The organism is Prevotella sp. HMSC077E09 (assembly GCF_001814685.1).
GTDB lineage: Bacteria > Bacteroidota > Bacteroidia > Bacteroidales > Bacteroidaceae > Prevotella > Prevotella oris.
Window position 1 is genome coordinate 14,274 of record NZ_KV817514.1, and the last position, 18,624, is coordinate 32,897.

Below are 18,624 nucleotides of genomic sequence, written 5' to 3' on the forward strand. Positions count from 1 at the left end.
GCCAGAAAATCAAACTTTATTCATTTTACTTAAATGCTTCTTTCCCACTTTCATGCGGTCGAAACCTAAGCCATAAACGCCTGAAACGGCACTCTGACTGACGAAGGCTTCAGGGTCTACATCATCGATAATCCTAAATATATTGTGGCTTTCATTCTGCTTGGCAATAATGAAAAGCATCCCCATCTTCTTGCCCGTGTAAAATCCATGCGCATCAATTACCGTGCAACCACGATTGGCTTCATTGTTAATCAGGCGTCCGATCTCCTGATATTTCTCTGAAATCACGAAGAATTGTACCGATCGACGAAAACCATTGATGACGTGGTCTACCGTATAAGACATTACGAAAAGCACGATATAACCATAGATGACTTTCTCCCAACTGCCTATAACCAAGTAGCTGGATGTAATGACACAGAGGTCACACATGAGTATGATATGCCCCAAAGATATGTCTTTATACTTATGCACTATGGCTGCAATGACATCCGAACCTCCCGTGCTTCCATTGCGCAAAAGGCTGAAACCTGTGCTCAAACCCAGCAGCAAACCACCCACTACGCAGGCCAGAAACGGCTCCTTACTGAACATCACCTTATCGCCCACTACACCTTGCCAAAGCGTAGTAAACAATGTAAAGACACTCACTGCATATATGGTCTTGACACAGAATTTAAGCCCCAACACCTTGAGTGCAGCTGCCAACAGCAATATGTTGATACCCAGATAGGTGTACTGAACGTGGATACCCGTGGCCCAAAACACCACAGACGATATACCGGGCAGGCCTCCAATGGTAATCTTGTGAGGTAAAAGAAAGACCACCCAGCCCAGACTTCCCACGACCATTGCCAACGCAATGATAAGATAATCATAGCAACCGCGAACCAGTTTCCTGTCTATTTTTTTCATAAAAGTGTAGCTTTGTCAAGCTGCAAAATTACAAAATAAAAGCCCAACTCCTGCAAATTGGACTTTAAAAGTGAGTTTAAGGGCTTACAATCCAAGGAAAACCATCAGTCCACCCAAGGCTATATACCCGATAGCATAAGGCAAAGCAGAACGCAATATCTCCCCATCCCTGCCCTGCATATCGCAGGCTGCCGTGGCAATGGCTATGCTCTGAGGACTTATCATCTTGCCTCCTGTGGCACCAGTCGTATTGGCAGCCACAAGCCAATTGGTCTCCGTGCCCGGCACTCCGTAGAAAGTGGAGTGCCCCGTCAAACCTAACTGCCCTGCAACATTGGCCTGCAATTTGGCAAAGAGAATATTCGAAGAGGTGTCAGAACCCGTGACAAACGTACCGACAGCACCGATAAGCGGAGCAAAGAAGGGATAGAAACCACCCGTAATCGCAACAAGTCCCGAAGCGATAGCACTGATCATACCGCTGTAGTTCATGACTGATGCCAACGAAATCAAGCAGATAATCGTGATGATAGTGTTCTTCAAATTGACTGTTGTTCGGGCTAATATCCGCATCATCCGACCGAAAGAGAGTCCTTGTATCAATCCACCTATCGTGGCTCCAAGGAACAACATGAGTCCCGCATTGCTTATCCAACCAAACTTAAACGTTGAACCGATGACGGGAATGGCAACTTTTGAAACGAGATGTGACTTCAGAAAATCGTTTACCGGTGGGCAGAGTGCACCCGAAACTAAAATGAGAAGCAAGATAAAGAGATAGACACTCCATGCCTTGAAGGTCTCACCCAACGAATAACGCGCAGTCGGCAAGCCCTCACGTCCCTTGCGGTCGAAGAGCTTTACATAGAGAAGTATGGCGAGAATAGCTGCCACAGAGCCGATGATTGCAGGCGTTTCAGAACCTAAGAAATGGGCACAAAGATACTGCACGACAACTGAAATGCCACCCACCCAGAGTGAAAGTATGATGTTTTTCACAATGGCTTTGCGGTCGGTCAGCGTCAGAATGATAAACGGCAGCAGGATAAAAAGCGGTGCCAACTGAATGACGGCAAACGACGATGTTTCGCAAATGGCCTCAACAGGAGCTGCCCCTCCCGGTGCTACCTCATTGCACAGGGTCGTCACCGGCACACCAACAGCACCGAAACCCGTGGCTACCGTGTTGCCGATTAAAGCCACAAGCGCCGAGAACATGGGCTTGAAACCCAGGCCAATCAATATGGCTGCAGGAATGGCTACAGCCGTTCCGAAACCTGCCATGCCCTCCAACAATCCGCCAAAGCCCCAGACAAGCATCAAGACAAGAATGCCCTTGTCGCTCGTGATAGCGGTGAATTGCCGCTTAATGACCTCTATCTGCCTGCTTTCCACAAGGATATTATAGCTGTAGATAGCCATCAGAATGATGATGAGAATGGGGAAAACGGCTTTGAGCATGCCCTCAACAATGCTCCACCCCACTACTTCAAAGATGCCCGAAGCCTTGAAAGCGTCAGGCAACATGCCGAGTTGTGGGGCAGCCACAAGCGCCAGAATAATCGTGACGCACAGCGTGATGACGGCACTTTTATGACCTGCCAACTTCAGTCCGAGCATCAGAACGAACAGCAGGATAACAGGAATGACAGAAAGAATTGCAGACATAGATTTCTATTTTTACGTTTGGTATTACGCCATGTTCAAAGGTGATATGCTTCAAAGTTAGCTTTTTCTCTGCAAATTAGTCCTGCAACAACGTTAAAGTTTGTTGCAAAGTCGGTATTTGTCTGCAAGAGAAGATTGCAGACCAGCAGTTACAATGACGGGCTACAACCTCTGTATTGACTATCTACTTGCCACAAATGCGCCTCAAAGAAGACCTTTGAAATCTCTCGATTTTGTAAACATTACCACATGGTTTTTAACACTTCGAGCGTTCACCAAATAGAAATCAGAATGTGCTTTTTGTGCGAATGCGAACCCATTTCACGGCTTCGGTATCCTCACTTCTTTCTTCTTGCGTGGTAATTCCAGTCACTTTAGCGCGCAACATGACGGAGATTACAATGCCATTTGAATGAAATGAGAAGCTCATCTGATAGAGATTACAAGGCAAGAGGAAAGAAACAAGGGTATCGAAGTCATAAAACGGCTTCATAGATGCAAAGAAAGTGGCTTTTCATTTCTATTTGGTCATGTCTGGAAGTGTTAAAAACGGGATAAGAATTTTTACAGAATGATATAGCTGCAGATTGCGTTTTATTTCTCACAAGAACTTGACTTTTGATAGAAATTTACTATATTTGCCAGTGTAAATCCTTTAATATGGTGTGATATGAAACGGAGAGTGGTTCTTTTTGCAGTTTGTCTTTGCAGTCTCATGGCGTGGGGACAGACCGACTATTACGCGCATTTTCAGGAGTTGTTGGATAAGGAAGACACGGTTGGTCTGCGCACTTTTATCCCTGAATGGGAGCAGAAAACAGGGCCATCGGGCGACACATATGCCGCATGGTGTAATCTTTTGTTGTTGGAAGCACGCCAAGAAGTGTTGCAACTCTCGGCTGATACGGCGGTACATGACGGACTTTTGCTGACTGATTCAACAGGAAATAAGGCTGGTTCTATTACCGATCATGTGTACTATGATGCTGAAAAGATGGGCAAACTCTATCAGAAGTTTGATGAAGGTTTGGCAAAATATCCCGACAGACTTGACCTTTGGTTTGGTAAAGTCCATGTGCAACTGCTTGAAAATCATGCGAACGATGCTGTTGAAACATTGAAACAGGTGGTTGACCGTTCGGTAATTAATCATCAAAAGTGGCTTTGGACGAATGATAAATCTACGCCGTCAGAAGCTGAAGACTTCTTCTTCTCCACGCTGCAAAGCTATTTTCGTCAGCTCTACGACGCGCAGGAAGACGCTGTTAACATGGCTTTTGTCAATCATGTGCTAAGGAGTTATCCTGAAAACATTTATTTTCTGAATGATAAAGCGGCGTTGTTGACGGCTAAAGGAGAGAAAAATGAGGCCTTAAAAGTATTGCTGCAGTTGCATAACTTGGCGCCGAATGATGACATTGTTGTAGCTAATATTGCCACCCTTTCTAAGGAAACGGGCAACAATAAGCAAGCCATTGCATTCTATAAGAAGCTGCTGAAGAGTGCAAATGAAGAGTTTTGCAACGACGCTAAGCGTGAGCTGGGGCTGAAGTGGTAGCTGAATGGTTAATGAAAATAGGTTTTTAAGATGAAGAAAATCAAGTCTTTTGGATTGTGTTTTGTGTTTACTTGTCTTTTGGTTGGCTGTCAATCTCCTGTTATTCGCCCGGAAGTTGAGCGCATCATCCAGCGGATTGGCAGCTCTTATACGCCTGGTGCAGTGGGCTATGAGGGGCGAATTACGCATCAGGACAAATGGATTGAGGCTTTAGGAGACGTGGCTACGTCCGATGAACTCTATCAGTTGGCTGCGGCAGACAGCGTGCCCATGACGCGTTTGGCAGCCTTTATCGCACTCATGAAGCAGCGTCCTGACATTGCCAAAAACCTTGCTTTGATGGATATTCAAAGTCGGGCATGTGTGCCGGCACTATATGGTTGTGATTCGTATATGGAGTCGCTGGCTAATCTCCGCATAGAAATCCTACAGCAGGAAGGTCGGAATTATGGGCTGACGAAAGCCGACTCATTGGCTATTGATAGTTGTGTTTTGTTCACACCCCACGCCAAATATCTCGGTTATCTCACGCAGTTGCTGATGAAACTTCCCCCTCATCCACAGTATTATACACGTGTAAAAGCCCTTTTCTTAAACGACCATTACATAGAGGCTTTAGTCACTTTGGCACGTTACCGCAAGCCCGAAGATGTGCAATATGTGTTGGATGCGCTCCATGGAAAGGTGAAAGACCCCATTGATGTAGATGCTTATTGGGCTGAATATGAGCGTATTCGTGTGTCAAAACTTAGCTTGAGGGAGAAAATAGAGTGTTGGGTGCATCCCAAAAAGCCTTTGAATGAGGAAATCAGGAGGCTTAAAGATGAATTTAATATCCATGCCTGTTGGCAGTATATCCCAGAAGAAGACGGTTATAATGATGCTGAATGGGTGAAAGCTATAGCCTTGCAGTGTGTTTATGAAAACCCTGATGAACCTGCATTCAAACCTTATCTTCGGACTGCAGAAGCCTATCATAGGGAACAGAGCTTAGCTGATGAAGATTAAATCCGCATGGAGATGAAGCGTCTGTTATCTGTTTTCATAATGCTTTTTGCGCTTTTTCTGTTCATGGCTTGTGCCGCTTAATGAATAATCAAGTGCTATATTTGGAAGAAAAGAAGAATAGTTAGGAAATCAAATAATCATCAGTTATGAATGAATATAAGGGAATTTCAATGTTTAAAGTCAGCAAAGAGCAGCATAGAAGATTGCTTGTGAGCCTGTGGGTGATGGTTGTACTGACGGTAATCCGTAGTTGTATACTACCTCTATTGCCTATCTTTGCAGGAATTTCACACTCGATACTGTTGCAATTTCTCGCTGAAAGCCCGATTCTTACAATAGTGTTGGATGCCGCTGTCGTGGTTTGTGAATGTGTTATTCTGAATGAATTGCGGGTAGCTTTAAGGCGTATTGCACATTGGGGACAATGGATATGTGTAGTGGTTATGGTGGGCTTGGCATTAGAATTTATATCGAATTCTGTTTTTATATGGTTCGAATCAGATCCAACTTTCTATTTCTCGACCCCCTCAGTAATTCTCTCTTATCTGCAGAAAGGCTCTTCTTATTTGCTTTTTGGAGCATGGTTTGTGCTGGTATGTATACTTTCTTTTACTTTCTCGGGACGTCTTAAAGATACAGGTTTGGCGTTGTTGGCATTGCTTATCATGAAGAATGTGGGAGAATTTGTGTTTACAACATCGTTTAATAGGAGACTTGTTGTGGAGAATAGCTTAGTGGGAGTAATCCTATTCTTCGTTTCCTTGCTGTTCTATTACTATATTTACAAATGCTTTGAAACTACAAAAGATCCCCAGGAATAGCATGCAAAGAGTGATGATAGGATGAAAGTTATAGGCATTAAGATAAGTGCAAAGGCGGCACTTACTTGAATATCGAGAAGTTTACGCTGCCATAACTGCGATGTTCTACAAAGCGTTGATGCGCCGAAAAGTCTTGATCTTTGCCATGTTCAAACACGAAAAGCCCGTCTTCAGCAAGCAGATTGCCATTCAAGATAAGGTCGGGTATCTCGGGAAGTTGCTTTAGTGCGTATGGAGGATCAGCGAAAATAAAGTCGAATTGCTGATGACAACTCTTCAAAAAACGGAATACATCGCCCCTTATTAACAAGTCCTTGTCTTCCTTGAGCTTAGCAAAACACTGACGAATGAAGTTGGCATGGTCTCGATCGGCCTCCACACTGACCACTTGTTTGCATCCTCTGCTGACGAGTTCCAATGAAATGCTGCCTGTGCCTGCAAAGAGATCAAGGGCTGTTGCGCCTTCAAAATCAATGTAACCTTGCAGCACATTGAAGATATTCTCCTTGGCAAAGTCGGTTGTCGGACGTGCTTTGAACGTACGAGGTATATCGAAGTGACGGCCTTTATAGGTTCCTGTGATGATTCTCATATTGCTTTTTTATCTGCCTTTTACAAATAAAGTCATCATGTCGAACGGCAAATCCTTAATCTTAGTGATAGGAGCACGGTTGAATTCTGCTGCAGGATTGATGACAAATACTTTCTGAATATATTCCTTTAAGCTGGTTGTGAGCATCTCTCTGTCGGGCAAATGCCCACAAAGATGCAGTTCGTCTTCGTGCACATCAAAGCCAAGATGTTTCCAAACATAGAGCATGAAGTAGGCTGCATCGTTATCGTTGACCACCTCATAGCGGTTGCAAAAGCGGAAACGGTTCTGTGAGAAGCTGAACACATCCATTTGTTTTCCACGGAAATAGGCAAAGAGTTTCTTTTTCGTTCCTACGAAACTACGCTTGTGAAGATAGTTCCACACGGGCTGCATCAATGGCATAATGCGGATGTCTTTGAAGTGATCGGTCAGCACAAGCTTAACATCTTTGTTGATAGGATACACTGCTACAGCATTCTGTGTGGGCAGAATGGTGTTGAGAAGTTCTTCATTTTTATGGCCCGTGAAAGTGTAACGATATAGTGTTTCAGCATCATCGGCATTGAATTCCTCTAATGGAACGAGCATCACCGGCGTGTCGATAAGCACTTGTGCACGCTGAAATTCCTTGCTAAGCAGTTGACTTTCAGTGAAAGCCTCACGCAGATTGGCTGCTGTCGACATGCCGCTTTTCACTACATAAGGTTCATAAACGAGTCCATTGATAGCCTGTTCGTCGACGATAGCAAACGACATGGTGTTGCCGGTCAACCTTAAAGTGACGCGGTGTGGAGGACGTATGATTGGATTTTCTGCCATAGATTTCGTTATTTATTGATAGATAGTCGGGAGTCACCGGCGGCAATATCACCCATGCGGATACCTGCATAGCGTCCGCTTTCATTGGCTTTTTCAATGAGATTAGCAATGCTATTCTCATCGAGTCCATGGAGATAGGTGTCGTATGTGGCACCACATTCGGCCAAAGGCAATTGCCGTCCGCTCTTACTTACTTGCACCGTAGCGGCCAAATCAAAGCGCTTACCGTCGCTGTAGGGGATATATTGCAGACTGTCGGCTAAGTAACCACCTTTAATGAGCACGCTGAAATCGCCCGTATAGACCTTGTGGATGCGATAGTATTTAAGTTCAGCAGCACGGATTTTTGCCAATCTATTGATGACAGCTTGCTCGCGAATGCCTTGTTCTTTCTTAAATCTGATAGGTGCACTGATGCTCAAAAAGCAGATGACCACTAATCCGAGAACGCACAGCGTGAGCCATAAATTATGATGTTTTGCCAGCTTCATTCCGATAATTGTTTCTATCTTTGTAGCGTTAATGATAGGCCAGCGCGTGCAAAGCATGTGCTGATGTCTGCAAAGTTACAAAAAACTTTCTACGTTATTGCATTGAAAATACAGGAATTTATAGATGAAGTGGTGCGCGAGTTCGGTTTTACGCCCACGCATGACCAGTTGAACGCCCTTGAAACCTTTGCTCGTTTCTTAGCCGATAGGGAGCAAAACTGCGTCATGGTGATGCGTGGTTCGGCTGGAACGGGGAAGACTTCATTGGCCGGAGCAATGGTGCGCACGTTCACTCGGTTAGGACAAAAGCTGCTGTTAATGGCGCCTACAGGTCGTGCTGCCAAGGTCTTTGCCATGAATAGTGGGCACACTGCCTTCACCATTCACCGTAAAATCTATCGTGAGAAAAGCTATTCGGGCATTGGAGGCCAGTTTAATCTGAACGACAACATGTACAAAAACACGCTCTTTATGATAGATGAGGCTTCGATGATAGGAAGAGGTGGGGGAATGACGAACGACTTCGGAACGGGTGATTTGCTCTCCGATCTGGTGCAGTTTGTCTATAATGGACAGAATTGCCGTATGTTGTTGGTGGGCGATTGTGCCCAGTTGCCGCCTGTAGGTGAGGAAGAAGCGCCTGCACTTCATGCCGAGGTACTTGAAGCTATGGGGCTGAAAGTTTATGAATGTGACTTGAGAGAGGTGCTCAGGCAGAGCCAAGATAGTGGGATTTTGGTGAATGCAACGTATATAAGAAGCCTCACCCCCGGCCCCTCTCCAAGGAGAGGGGAGGCTCAGTTGGAGTCAGATTGTGGGCTTATTGATAGTAATATGAGTGAAAGTAGGCTCAACTCAAGTTTTTCTCCAAGGAGAGGGGAGGTTCAGTTACAGTCAAATAGCAGGCTTGATTTTAGCGAGTTTTCTTGTGATAACTTGTTAAAGGTAGGGCTTCCCCGCATTCGTTTCAAGGGGTTTGCAGATATAGTGATGGTGCCGGGTGACGAACTTGTGGAGCGCATTAGCAGCAGTTACGCCGATGTGGGCATGGACGAAACCATGGTTGTAACGCGGAGTAACAAGCGGGCTAACGTCTACAACCAAGGCATTCGGGCTACAGTGCTCGACCGTGAAGACGAACTTTGTACCGGAGATCTGCTGATGGTGGTCAAGAATAAATATCTTGATAAACCGCAAGGCGACCATGGTCAGTTGGCTTTTATAGCCAATGGCGACCGTGTAAAGGTGCAACGTGTGCGCAATATACGCGAGTTGTTTGGTTTCCGTTTCGCTGATGTTTGGTTGCAATTTCCCGATTACGACGATTTCGAAATGCAGCAAACGGTTATTCTCGACACGCTGACCACGGAGGCTCCTGCCTTAACTCACGAGCAACAGGAGCAGCTTTATGAGGCTGTGATGGAGGATTATGCCGACATTCCCTTAAAGCGTGACCGCATGACTAAACTCAAACAAGATGAATATTTCAATGCTTTGCAGATTAAATATGCCTATGCCGTGACCTGTCATAAAGCACAAGGTGGGCAGTGGGCACACGTGTATATCGACCAAGGATATATGACCGACGACATGCTTACGCCAGATTATATCCACTGGCTCTATACAGCTTTCACGCGTGCTACAGAGAAATTGTTCCTCGTGAACTGGCCAAAGGCACAGACAGAAGAGGCTAACCATTCTTCCTGATGATTTCTTTGAACACCTCTCAACCATGAGAATACAGGATATGAAGAGGCGGGATATGAAGGTAGACGTCATGAAGTTGTCGGGAATTTGTGTCTTCTGAAATATTGTCATGTATCATATTGAGTATCAACTTCTTAGGAATAGCTTTCTCATATGCGTCATGTTACGGTGTAATATGCCTTGTTTTACCGTGTGAAATGCGTCATTTCACAGCGTAACATGACGCATGTTACAAGACAGAGAAAGGCATGTTGAAAACCAAGAGGTTTTGCATTGGATTTTAAGGGGATTGTGATACCGATGGAAGAGCATGGGAAGAAGCAGAAAAGAGAGAGGATAAGCAGGTGGGAAAGTTGGCATCAGATGATACAAAACAGAGCAGAAAGCCATCTGATAGATATAATATTCCATTGGATACTGCGTTATAATGATAAAAATAATATTGTTTTGAAAACGCTTTTCTCTTTTATATTGTGCCTGATGCCCGCGTGGGTTTCGGCACAGGATATATTGCCTGGTGAGGCAAAGGCTGATGTTGTGGCTGTTCCCTTGATAAACGACAGCATGAAACAGCAGCCTGTTTTTGATGGTATGACCTATGCCGAAGATTATCCCGAGGCAGAGATTGTGCCCGAATTGGAATTGAATTTAGAGAACCTTTCAGATGTTCTTGATCAGTATGGCATTAAGTTTAAGAAGATAGTCATGGCACAAGCGCTGCTCGAAACAGGCAATTTCACGAGCAATGTGTGTCTGACCATTCATAATATCTTTGGACTTCGCAGGCCCTCTGACGGCAGTTATTTCGAGTTTCCGAATTGGATGGACTGCGTGAGAGCCTATCGTGATGCCGTTCAGTATAAGTATATCAGTGGCGATTACTATGCTTTTCTTGATCGCATTGGCTATGCTGAAGACAAAGCCTATACCTCAAAGGTGAGGCGTATAGCGCGGACGCTGTAGCAGGAAAGGATGAATTGAAAGATTATTGACTATAAAATGATGATAGAAATGAAGCTGAAAAGTTTGGTTGTAATGGCAATGATGCTCATGAGCAGCGTCGTTGTCAGGGCACAGATGGATTTTCCTGATGCGGACAGCAAGTATGCTGCGGAGTTGTTGAAGCCCGGAACAAAGGCTCCCGACTTTCATTTGAAGACGGCAGAGGGCAAGAATTTCAGACTGAGTAGCCTGAAAGGAAAGATTGTTGTGCTTGATTTCTGGGCCAGTTGGTGCCCGGATTGCCGCAAGGATGCGCCTAATGTGGTGCGCATGTACCGCGAGTTTAAGGATAAAGGTGTGGCTTTCGTGGGCGTATCTTTCGACACCGATAAAGCCAATTGGACGAAAGCGATTGCGAAATATGGCATGGAATATACCGCAGTCAGCGAGTTGAAGAAGTGGCACGACACGAAGATTTCGAAGGATTATGGCGTGAAGTGGATCCCTGCCATGTATATTATCGGCAAGGATGGCAACGTGGTGTTGAGGTCTGTTTTGTCGGATAAGGTGGAGAAAACACTGACGGAAATGACGGCCGAGAAGAAGACTATCCCCGGCACTTCAGAGCGAGTGACGATAGAAGGAGCTATGGGAAAGTTGGCTGCTATTATTCAGAAACCTGTGCTTTCGGCAGGTGAGAAGTGCCCTATGGTGATGATATTGCATGGTTTTATGGGCAACAAGGGTGGTCAGTTGAACGAACTGATTGCCGATTCGCTGCAGGCTCATGGCATTGCTTCTGTTCGTTTCGATTTCAATGGGCATGGAGAGAGCGAGGGAGATTTCTCTAAAATGACCGTGTTGAACGAGATAGAAGATGCCAAGAAGGTGTATGATTATGTTGCAGCATTGCCTTATGTGGATGCTGTTGCGGTGTCGGGACATTCGCAAGGTGGCGTCGTTGCGAGTATGTTGGCAGGCGAATTGGGCAGCAAGAAGATTAGAGCGGTGGCATTGATGGCACCGGCCGGCGTGATAAGAGAAGACGCTATCCGCGGCAGTGCGTTTGGAAAAAGCTGCAATCCGCTTGATCCTCCGGAGTCTGTTGAACTCTTTGAAGGCAAGAAACTCGGTCGTGATTACATCGTAACTGCCTTTTCTTTGCCGATATATGAGACTGCTGCACCCTATGATGGCCCTGCTTTCATTGTGCATGGAACGGGAGACAGGCTTGTGCCTTATACTTATGGAGAGCGCTTTCACAAGCTTTGGAAGAACAGTGAATACGTGCTTCTTGATGGTTTTGACCATGGTTTTACGCAAAATCTCTATCGTGCTGATGCCTTGGTTTCTGATTTTCTGATTAAAACTTTATGCAAATAAGCACGCAATGGATGGAGCAATGGTTCACCACTTTCAATGAACAATACTTTGACGGTGGGCTTCCGCTCCCTCGATTGGCCTTGTCTCGGTCGAAAACGCGCTTGGGATCAATGTCGTGCAAGCGGGTAACTCGTTTGTTCAGAGGCACGAAATTCTCTGATTTTACCATTCGACTAAGCAACTACTATGACCTTTCTGAACGCGATTTTCAGAATGTCTTGTTGCATGAGATGATACATTATCATATTGCTTACACGGGAGTTAAAGACAGTTCGCCACACGGAGTTGTGTTCCGAAGAATGGCTGAAGCGTTCAACAGAAAGTATGGTTGGAACATCAAGGTGACGGGTTCCACGCGCGGGATAAAGCCTGCAAAGCCACAACCTGACCGCGAATTTCTTGTTCTGGCCTTGCTTCTTGACTCGGGAGAGCATTTGTTTTCGGTAGTAAATCCACGCTATGCGCATGAGATTGACCGTAATATCAGCTGTGTAAGTCGTGTGAAAAGCTTCAGTTGGTACACCACTCGCGACCGCTATTTCATGGAATTTCCGCGCGTGAGAAGCCTTCGTGGTCGCCGCGTTTCAATGGAGGTGTATGAAGAGAAAACGGCCGAAATGACGCCGATTGTTGTCTGAAAGATTTTAATAGCAAGCAAAATTAAAGCCTCGCATCATCACGATGCGAGGCTTTGTTGATTTTGTGAGATTTATATTTATCTGATTACAGATTAGCAAGTTCAATAACCTTGTCGACAGCTGCACTGATACCGTCAAGGTTTTTGCCGCCAGCCTGTGCATAATGAGGCTGACCACCGCCACCGCCTTGAATGAGTTTGGCAGCTTCGCGGATAATAGTTCCAGCGTTGAGTGAGTGGTCTTTCACCATGTCATCACTGAACATGACAGTCAACAGCGGTTTGTTTCCTGCCGTACTTCCAATGACAACAACAAGATTTTCACTGATGTTTTCGCGCAATTTGAAAGCGAGGTCTTTGGCTGCTGCAGGCTCTAAAGGCAACACTGCCTTAATCACTTGAACACCATTGATGTTCTGTGCGCGCTTGAGAAGTTCCTCCTTGGTGCGTTCAACGGCTTGTGCCTGGAACTTCTCGATTTCTTTTCGCATCTCATCATGCTCTCCGATGAACTTCTTCAGCGTAGCTTTGAGGTCTTTGGAATTATTGAACATGGATTTCAAGTCATTCATCATGTCTTGCAGTGCATAGATTGTATCTTCGCAAGCCTGGCCCGTTAAGGCCTCAATACGGCGGATGCCGGCTGCAACACTGCTTTCACTGATAATCTTGAAGAAACCGATACGTCCTGTACTCTTGGCGTGGATGCCACCACAGAACTCGCAACTTGGCCCGAAACGAACCACGCGAACCTTGTCTCCATACTTCTCTCCGAAGAGTGCAACTGCACCAAGTTCCTTGGCTTCTTCAAGCGGAGTGTCGCGATGTTCATCAAGAGGGAAGTCCTCACGGATCATCTTATTGACGAGTTTCTCTACCTGACGAAGCTCTTCATCGGTTACTTTCTGGAAGTGAGAAAAGTCAAATCGCAGCGTAGTCGGGTCAACATACGAGCCTTTCTGCTCTACATGGTCGCCCAAGACCTGCTTCAACGCATAGTCAAGCAAGTGGGTTGCCGTGTGATTGGCAGCGCTTCCATTGCGTTTCTCCACGTCTACACAAGCCATGAATTCAGCCTCAAGATTTTTCGGAAGTTGCTTAACGATGTGGATACTCTGGTTGTTTTCACGCTTCGTATCAATGATTTCGACGGTCTCATTCTCGCTGACAAGTGTGCCTTGATCGCCAACCTGACCGCCCATTTCACCATAGAAAGGCGTGTAGTCGAGTACAATCTCGTAGAAGGTATTCTTTTTCTGGGTCACTTTTCGATAGCGAAGAATGTGGCAAGTGTACTCCGTGTAGTCGTAACCAACGAATACTTGCTCTCCTTCTCTTATCACTTCCCAGTCTCCATTCTCTACAACAGCTGCGTTTCGAGCACGAGCTTTCTGCTTAGCCATTTCTTCATTGAAGCCTTTCTCATCTACTGTATAACCGTGTTCGCGGCAAATGAGTTCGGTTAAGTCAAGTGGGAAGCCGTAAGTATCAAACAAACGGAAGGCGCTTGTGCCGTCCAATTCGGTCTGTCCATGGGCTTTCAGCTCGTCCATATCGCCGTTCAGAAGGTTGATGCCCTTTTCCAATGTGCGCAAGAAAGAGTCTTCTTCTTCTTTCATCACGCGGGCGATAAGCTCTTGTTGAGCAGGGAGTTCGGGATAAGCTTGCCCCATTTCCTGAACCAGAACAGGCAAAAGCTTATACAGGAAAGCTTCTTTCTGATCGAGGAAAGTATAGGCATAGCGCACAGCACGACGCAGAATGCGACGGATGACATAGCCCGCCTTGGCATTACTCGGCAGCTGTCCGTCGGCAATTGAGAATGCAACGGCACGCAAGTGGTCGGCAACCACGCGCATGGCAATGTCAATCTTCTCCTGTTCGTCCTTGCCTTCACCATTCAATCCGGTAGGCGTTGTGAAGCCATATTTCTTTCCACTGATTGCTTCTATTTGCTTGATGATTGGCTGGAAGATATCCGTGTCATAGTTACTGTGCTTGTCTTGTAGCATGCGAACAAGGCGCTCGAAGCCCATGCCGGTATCAATGACGTGCATAGGAAGCGGTTCAAGACTGCCGTCTGCCTTGCGGTTGTACTGCATGAAAACGATATTCCAGATTTCTATCACCTGCGGATTATCTTTGTTGACGAGTTCACGACCGGGCATTTTAGCCTTTTCCTCCGGTGTGCGAGAGTCTACATGGATCTCTGTACAGGGACCACATGGCCCCGTATCTCCCATTTCCCAGAAATTATCATGCTTGTTTCCATTGATGATGTGGTCAGCCGGGACATGCTTTGCCCAGTAAGATGCAGCCTCGTCGTCACGTTCAAGTCCTTCTTCAGGTGAACCTTCAAACACGGTTACATAAAGGTCTTCTGGATTAAGATGAAGCACACTGACAAGGTATTCCCAGGCATAGTCGATAGCTCCTTCCTTGAAATAATCGCCAAAACTCCAGTTACCCAACATCTCAAACATCGTGTGATGGTAGGTGTCATGACCTACTTCTTCGAGGTCATTATGCTTTCCACTCACGCGAAGACACTTCTGAGAGTCTACCCTGCGCACGTCTTTTCCCGGGTCTTTTGTTCCGAGAATAATGTCCTTCCACTGGTTCATTCCAGCATTGGTAAACATCAACGTGGGATCATCTTTAATGACCATAGGGGCTGATGCTACAATCTTGTGTCCCTTACCTTCAAAGAATTTCTTGTAAGACTCACGGACTTCATTTGCTGTCATCATCTTCAATATATTGTTTTTTAATTGTTCTCATTCTGAAAAATCAGTGGCAAAGATACAAAAAAGTTTAGAGATGGGGGGAGAGAGTTCATAGAATTTTGCTAACTTTGCAAAGAAATTCATCATCGTTTCACCTAAAACCAGGAATTATGTCTCTGAATACAAACAAGAACCTAAAGTTGTATTACAGCATCAAGGAGGTTGCTGCACAATTCGGTATCAATGAAAGTACGCTGCGATTCTGGGAAGGTGAGTTCCCACAGCTGCGTCCGAAGACGCAGAACAGCACGAAAATCAGGCAATATACCGATAAGGATATTGAGCAGATAAAGGTCATTTACAATCTTGTGAAAGTGCGTGGTTTCAAGATTGCTGCAGCCCGGAAAGTGCTTAATGCCAATCGTGAAGGGGTAGACAAGACGGCAGAGGTGATGACCACACTCACTTCTGTGCGCGATGAATTGAAGTTGTTGAAGAAGCAACTCGACGGTTTGGTCTGATTGTTCTCTTTCTTCATAAAAAACTTTACAATTGCTTTCGCATAGCTACGTTATTCAGAACGAAAGTCTTTCCCGATGAAAATACGCCCGTTTTTGGCGTGCTTTATAAGCTGTTGTCAGTCAGGTGGTTATCTTTTTCCTTGCTTCTTTAAGTGCAATTTTACATCAGAAAATCTTGCATTCTGCATCATATCAGCCTCTGTTTTGCCGTGAATTAGAACGTGATTTGCTTCATTTGGCGCAGTAATCTGACGCATATTGCAGCATCATGTGCCATGGATTGCGTTCTAAAAACAGTTTCCATGTACCGAAATGCGACATTTCTTCGTTTTGTCAAATTTATTACATTGGTTTTCGAAGTGCCTCTTTTTGACCATAAATATTTACAATATAGTCTCTTAAAAAGAGATGATGTGTCGTGTCAGCAGCGCGAAGATGTCATAACTTCTCACCTTATTTCATAGCTGTGGGCATTCAAACTGCTGATGCAGGAAGCACGGTGCAACGTATGATTTGGTTGCATCCATGAAGGAATATCGTTGTGTTACATGATTTGCACTACTTCCTTCAAGTCGTCTATAGCCTTGAGGTTATCCATGATCTGGCGCACTTCTTCGCGGTCGTGCACACGTATTTCAATGGTTCCATCAAAGATTCCCTCGTTACTCTGAATGGTAATCTTGTGGATGTTGACGTCCATTTTGTCGGAAATCACATCAGCAAGGTCGTGAAGCATGCCCTTGCGATCTATTCCTTTGATTTCAATAGTGGCGTCAAAGAACAGCCGTTTGTGCATATCCCACTTGGCGTCAAGAATTCGGTTGCCGTAGCTTGATTTCAAACGGCTTGCTACAGGACAGGCGCGTTTATGGATTTCAATGTGGTTATTGTTGTCAATATAGCCCAGAATATCGTCACCCGGAATGGGATGACAGCAGTCGGGGAAGATGTAGTTGTTGATGTTTCTCTCACTGATGATGATAGATTTCTTCTTGTTGAAGCCCTTGTCAACGGTGAAAAGTTCTTTCGGTGCAGTGTTCTTTGCCTTTTGTTTCTCGGTGTTCTTTTCGTGGAGGAACGGCACATAGCGTCGCCAGCCAAACGAGGTTGACTCTTTTTTGTTCTTGCCAAGCAACACATCAAGGTCGTATTCGCCAAGAATAATGGTCTTTTCGCCCAAGGCTTGAAACAGTTCTTCATGCTTCTGAACATTGTGAAACTCGCAAAGTTTGTCGAGAACAACGGAAGTTAATTCCATGGAATTGCGCTTGAGCCATGCTTTCAGCAGTTCTTCGCCTGCCTTTTGTGTCTCCCGGTCGTCACGTCTTAGAATGGCCTGAATCTTCGCTTTGGCCTTTGCTGTCGACACAAAGTTAATCCATGAGGGCTGCACATGCTGTGCTTTGCTGGTCAATATCTCTACCTGGTCACCGCTGTTCAGCTTATGACTCAATGGCACGAGCTTGTGGTTGACCTTTGCTCCGATGCAATGGCTGCCGAGAAAAGTGTGGATTTGGAAAGCAAAGTCGAGTGCCGTACATCCTGCCGGCAAGGTCTTGATTTCGCCTTTTGGCGTGAATACAAAGATTTCTGAAGCGAAAAGATTGAGCTTAATGCTGTCAAGGAAGTCCATTGCATCAGGCTGTGGGTCGTCAAGTATCTCCTTTATGGTGCTCAACCAATCGTTGAGTTCGCCTTCATCCTCGCTGTATTCTCCGCCGTCCTTATATTTCCAGTGAGCTGCAAAGCCTTGTTCGGCCACCTCGTTCATGCGGTCAGAGCGTATCTGTACCTCTATCCAGCGGCCTTGTTTGCTCATCAATGTCACGTGGAGTGCCTGATATCCATTGGCTTTCGGATGATTAAGCCAGTCGCGAAGTCGGTCGGGATGACTCTTATATATGCGGCTGATAGCCACATAGATGTTGAAACATTCATTGATTTCTTCGGCTCTTACCTTCGGTTCAAATATGATTCTGACGGCAAGAATATCGTAGATTTCCTCAAAAGTTACATGTTTGTTCTGCATCTTATTCCAAATAGAATAAGGGCTTTTCACACGGGCTTTAATCTGATATTTGATGCCCATATGGTCGAGAGCTTCGCGGATTGGTCCCGTAAACTGTGCGAAAAGTTCGTCGCGTTTCTCTTGAGTGAGTGCTAATTTGCTTTTGATTGCAGCGTATTCTTCAGGATGTTCGTAGCTGAAACTCAGGTCTTCGAGTTCAGTTTTGATTTTGTTCAGGCCTAAACGGTTGGCGAGTGGTGCATAGATATAAAGTGTTTCGCCTGCAATCTTGTATTGCTTGTTGGCCGGTTGCGAGGCTAATGTGCGCATATTGTGCAGTCGGTCGCATATCTTGATGAGGATAACGCGGATGTCATCACTCATGGTAAGCAGCAGTTTCTTGAAGTTCTCAGCCTGTGCCGAAGCCCGATCTCCGAAGATACCACCGCTGATCTTGGTCAGTCCGTCTACGATTTGAGCAATCTTTTCGCCAAAGATGTTCTCAATATCTTCAACGGTATAGTCGGTATCTTCAACGACATCATGGAGCAGGGCAGCGCAGATGCTGGTCGAACCAAGCCCCATTTCCTCGCAAGCTATCTGTGCAACAGCGATAGGATGCATGATATAAGGTTCTCCCGAGAGTCGTCTGACACCCTTATGTGCTTGTCGGGCAAAGTTGAAAGCCTTGGTGATGATATCCACTTTCTTGCGATGTCGTGATGCAAGATAAATGTCAAGCAGATGCTGGAAAGCCTCTGTAATCTGTTTTTCTTCAGCAGCTTCGCGCGCTGCTTCTTTCATATCGTGCTCGTTCATGATGTT

Annotated in this window: 16 protein-coding genes; 8 read left to right on the forward strand and 8 right to left on the reverse strand. The window is 45.5% G+C overall.

The window, feature by feature from the left end; translation table 11 throughout:
- Positions 1–9: 9 nt before the first annotated feature.
- The 3 genes from HMPREF2983_RS02750 to HMPREF2983_RS02760 all read right to left on the reverse strand — a co-directional run bounded on the left by HMPREF2983_RS02750 (position 10) and on the right by HMPREF2983_RS02760 (position 3,076).
- Positions 10–915 carry a YitT family protein gene (locus HMPREF2983_RS02750; protein ID WP_004371839.1) on the reverse strand — a complete coding sequence of 302 codons (906 nt, stop codon included), beginning with the start codon at positions 913–915 and terminating at the stop codon, positions 10–12.
- Positions 916–999: 84 nt separating this feature from the next.
- Complete coding sequence (locus HMPREF2983_RS02755; protein ID WP_018919325.1) at positions 1,000–2,583, reverse strand: L-lactate permease; 1,584 nt, start codon at positions 2,581–2,583, stop codon at positions 1,000–1,002.
- A gap of 286 nt (positions 2,584–2,869) precedes the next feature.
- Positions 2,870–3,076 carry a hypothetical protein gene (locus HMPREF2983_RS02760; RefSeq protein ID WP_070666517.1) on the reverse strand — a complete coding sequence of 69 codons (207 nt, stop codon included), beginning with the start codon at positions 3,074–3,076 and terminating at the stop codon, positions 2,870–2,872.
- A 177-nt stretch (positions 3,077–3,253) separates the two neighbouring features.
- Between HMPREF2983_RS02760 and HMPREF2983_RS02765 the strand changes: the two genes are divergently transcribed.
- The 3 genes from HMPREF2983_RS02765 to HMPREF2983_RS02775 all read left to right on the forward strand — a co-directional run bounded on the left by HMPREF2983_RS02765 (position 3,254) and on the right by HMPREF2983_RS02775 (position 5,970).
- Complete coding sequence (locus HMPREF2983_RS02765) at positions 3,254–4,141, forward strand: tetratricopeptide repeat protein (protein WP_246829324.1); 888 nt, start codon at positions 3,254–3,256, stop codon at positions 4,139–4,141.
- A gap of 30 nt (positions 4,142–4,171) precedes the next feature.
- Positions 4,172–5,149, forward strand: a complete 978-nt coding sequence (locus tag HMPREF2983_RS02770; protein ID WP_070666523.1) for a hypothetical protein — start codon at positions 4,172–4,174, stop codon at positions 5,147–5,149.
- Between the two features lie 146 nt (positions 5,150–5,295).
- Positions 5,296–5,970: a hypothetical protein gene (locus HMPREF2983_RS02775; protein WP_070666526.1), complete on the forward strand. Its 675-nt coding sequence runs from the start codon at positions 5,296–5,298 to the stop codon at positions 5,968–5,970.
- A gap of 61 nt (positions 5,971–6,031) precedes the next feature.
- On the opposite strand, the gene rsmD is transcribed toward HMPREF2983_RS02775, so the two are convergent.
- Genes rsmD through HMPREF2983_RS02790 form a run of 3 tightly spaced genes read right to left on the reverse strand, consistent with a single transcriptional unit; the run spans position 6,032 to position 7,932 of the window.
- On the reverse strand, positions 6,032–6,562 hold the full coding sequence (rsmD, locus tag HMPREF2983_RS02780) for a 16S rRNA (guanine(966)-N(2))-methyltransferase RsmD (protein ID WP_070666529.1): 531 nt from the start codon (positions 6,560–6,562) through the stop codon (positions 6,032–6,034).
- A gap of 9 nt (positions 6,563–6,571) precedes the next feature.
- Positions 6,572–7,384 (reverse strand): DUF3822 family protein, encoded by an 813-nt coding sequence (locus HMPREF2983_RS02785; protein ID WP_070666532.1) that lies wholly within the window; start codon positions 7,382–7,384, stop codon positions 6,572–6,574.
- Positions 7,385–7,392: 8 nt separating this feature from the next.
- Positions 7,393–7,932, reverse strand: coding sequence for a hypothetical protein (locus HMPREF2983_RS02790; protein ID WP_083316654.1), 540 nt, complete (start codon positions 7,930–7,932; stop codon positions 7,393–7,395).
- A gap of 6 nt (positions 7,933–7,938) precedes the next feature.
- Between HMPREF2983_RS02790 and HMPREF2983_RS02795 the strand changes: the two genes are divergently transcribed.
- From HMPREF2983_RS02795 to HMPREF2983_RS02815, 4 genes are all read left to right on the forward strand, one after another.
- Positions 7,939–9,582, forward strand: coding sequence for an ATP-dependent DNA helicase (locus HMPREF2983_RS02795; RefSeq protein ID WP_210400354.1), 1,644 nt, complete (start codon positions 7,939–7,941; stop codon positions 9,580–9,582).
- A gap of 363 nt (positions 9,583–9,945) precedes the next feature.
- Positions 9,946–10,545, forward strand: coding sequence for a glucosaminidase domain-containing protein (locus HMPREF2983_RS02800; RefSeq protein WP_025879599.1), 600 nt, complete (start codon positions 9,946–9,948; stop codon positions 10,543–10,545).
- 48 nt (positions 10,546–10,593) lie between these two features.
- Positions 10,594–11,907, forward strand: coding sequence for an alpha/beta fold hydrolase (locus HMPREF2983_RS13355; protein ID WP_246829325.1), 1,314 nt, complete (start codon positions 10,594–10,596; stop codon positions 11,905–11,907).
- A complete protein-coding gene (locus HMPREF2983_RS02815) occupies positions 11,898–12,545 on the forward strand; it encodes a SprT-like domain-containing protein (protein ID WP_070666538.1) in 648 nt (215 codons plus the stop codon). Before HMPREF2983_RS13355 ends, HMPREF2983_RS02815 begins: the two co-directional genes overlap by 10 nt.
- 85 nt (positions 12,546–12,630) lie before the next feature.
- On the opposite strand, the gene alaS is transcribed toward HMPREF2983_RS02815, so the two are convergent.
- Positions 12,631–15,294, reverse strand: coding sequence for an alanine--tRNA ligase (gene alaS / locus HMPREF2983_RS02820; protein WP_070666541.1), 2,664 nt, complete (start codon positions 15,292–15,294; stop codon positions 12,631–12,633).
- A gap of 146 nt (positions 15,295–15,440) precedes the next feature.
- Between alaS and HMPREF2983_RS02825 the strand changes: the two genes are divergently transcribed.
- Positions 15,441–15,791 carry a MerR family transcriptional regulator gene (locus HMPREF2983_RS02825; RefSeq protein ID WP_070666544.1) on the forward strand — a complete coding sequence of 117 codons (351 nt, stop codon included), beginning with the start codon at positions 15,441–15,443 and terminating at the stop codon, positions 15,789–15,791.
- A gap of 544 nt (positions 15,792–16,335) precedes the next feature.
- Here HMPREF2983_RS02825 and HMPREF2983_RS02830 read toward each other — a convergent pair.
- Positions 16,336–18,618: a RelA/SpoT family protein gene (locus HMPREF2983_RS02830; protein WP_070666547.1), complete on the reverse strand. Its 2,283-nt coding sequence runs from the start codon at positions 18,616–18,618 to the stop codon at positions 16,336–16,338.
- Positions 18,619–18,624 lie beyond the last annotated feature (6 nt).

Coding starts and splice junctions, on each gene's coding strand:
- HMPREF2983_RS02775 (WP_070666526.1), top strand. CDS start 5,296: ATGAATGAATATAAGGGAATTTCAATGTTTAAAGTCAGCAAAGAGCAG.
- HMPREF2983_RS13355 (WP_246829325.1), top strand. CDS start 10,594: ATGAAGCTGAAAAGTTTGGTTGTAATGGCAATGATGCTCATGAGCAGC.
- HMPREF2983_RS02770 (WP_070666523.1), top strand. CDS start 4,172: ATGAAGAAAATCAAGTCTTTTGGATTGTGTTTTGTGTTTACTTGTCTT.
- HMPREF2983_RS02830 (WP_070666547.1), bottom strand. CDS start 18,618: ATGAACGAGCACGATATGAAAGAAGCAGCGCGCGAAGCTGCTGAAGAA.
- HMPREF2983_RS02815 (WP_070666538.1), top strand. CDS start 11,898: ATGCAAATAAGCACGCAATGGATGGAGCAATGGTTCACCACTTTCAAT.
- HMPREF2983_RS02765 (WP_246829324.1), top strand. CDS start 3,254: ATGAAACGGAGAGTGGTTCTTTTTGCAGTTTGTCTTTGCAGTCTCATG.
- HMPREF2983_RS02750 (WP_004371839.1), bottom strand. CDS start 915: ATGAAAAAAATAGACAGGAAACTGGTTCGCGGTTGCTATGATTATCTT.
- HMPREF2983_RS02785 (WP_070666532.1), bottom strand. CDS start 7,384: ATGGCAGAAAATCCAATCATACGTCCTCCACACCGCGTCACTTTAAGG.
- rsmD (WP_070666529.1), bottom strand. CDS start 6,562: ATGAGAATCATCACAGGAACCTATAAAGGCCGTCACTTCGATATACCT.
- HMPREF2983_RS02760 (WP_070666517.1), bottom strand. CDS start 3,076: ATGAAGCCGTTTTATGACTTCGATACCCTTGTTTCTTTCCTCTTGCCT.
- HMPREF2983_RS02755 (WP_018919325.1), bottom strand. CDS start 2,583: ATGTCTGCAATTCTTTCTGTCATTCCTGTTATCCTGCTGTTCGTTCTG.
- HMPREF2983_RS02825 (WP_070666544.1), top strand. CDS start 15,441: ATGTCTCTGAATACAAACAAGAACCTAAAGTTGTATTACAGCATCAAG.
- HMPREF2983_RS02790 (WP_083316654.1), bottom strand. CDS start 7,932: ATGCTTTGCACGCGCTGGCCTATCATTAACGCTACAAAGATAGAAACA.
- HMPREF2983_RS02800 (WP_025879599.1), top strand. CDS start 9,946: ATGATACAAAACAGAGCAGAAAGCCATCTGATAGATATAATATTCCAT.
- alaS (WP_070666541.1), bottom strand. CDS start 15,294: ATGATGACAGCAAATGAAGTCCGTGAGTCTTACAAGAAATTCTTTGAA.
- HMPREF2983_RS02795 (WP_210400354.1), top strand. CDS start 7,939: ATGTCTGCAAAGTTACAAAAAACTTTCTACGTTATTGCATTGAAAATA.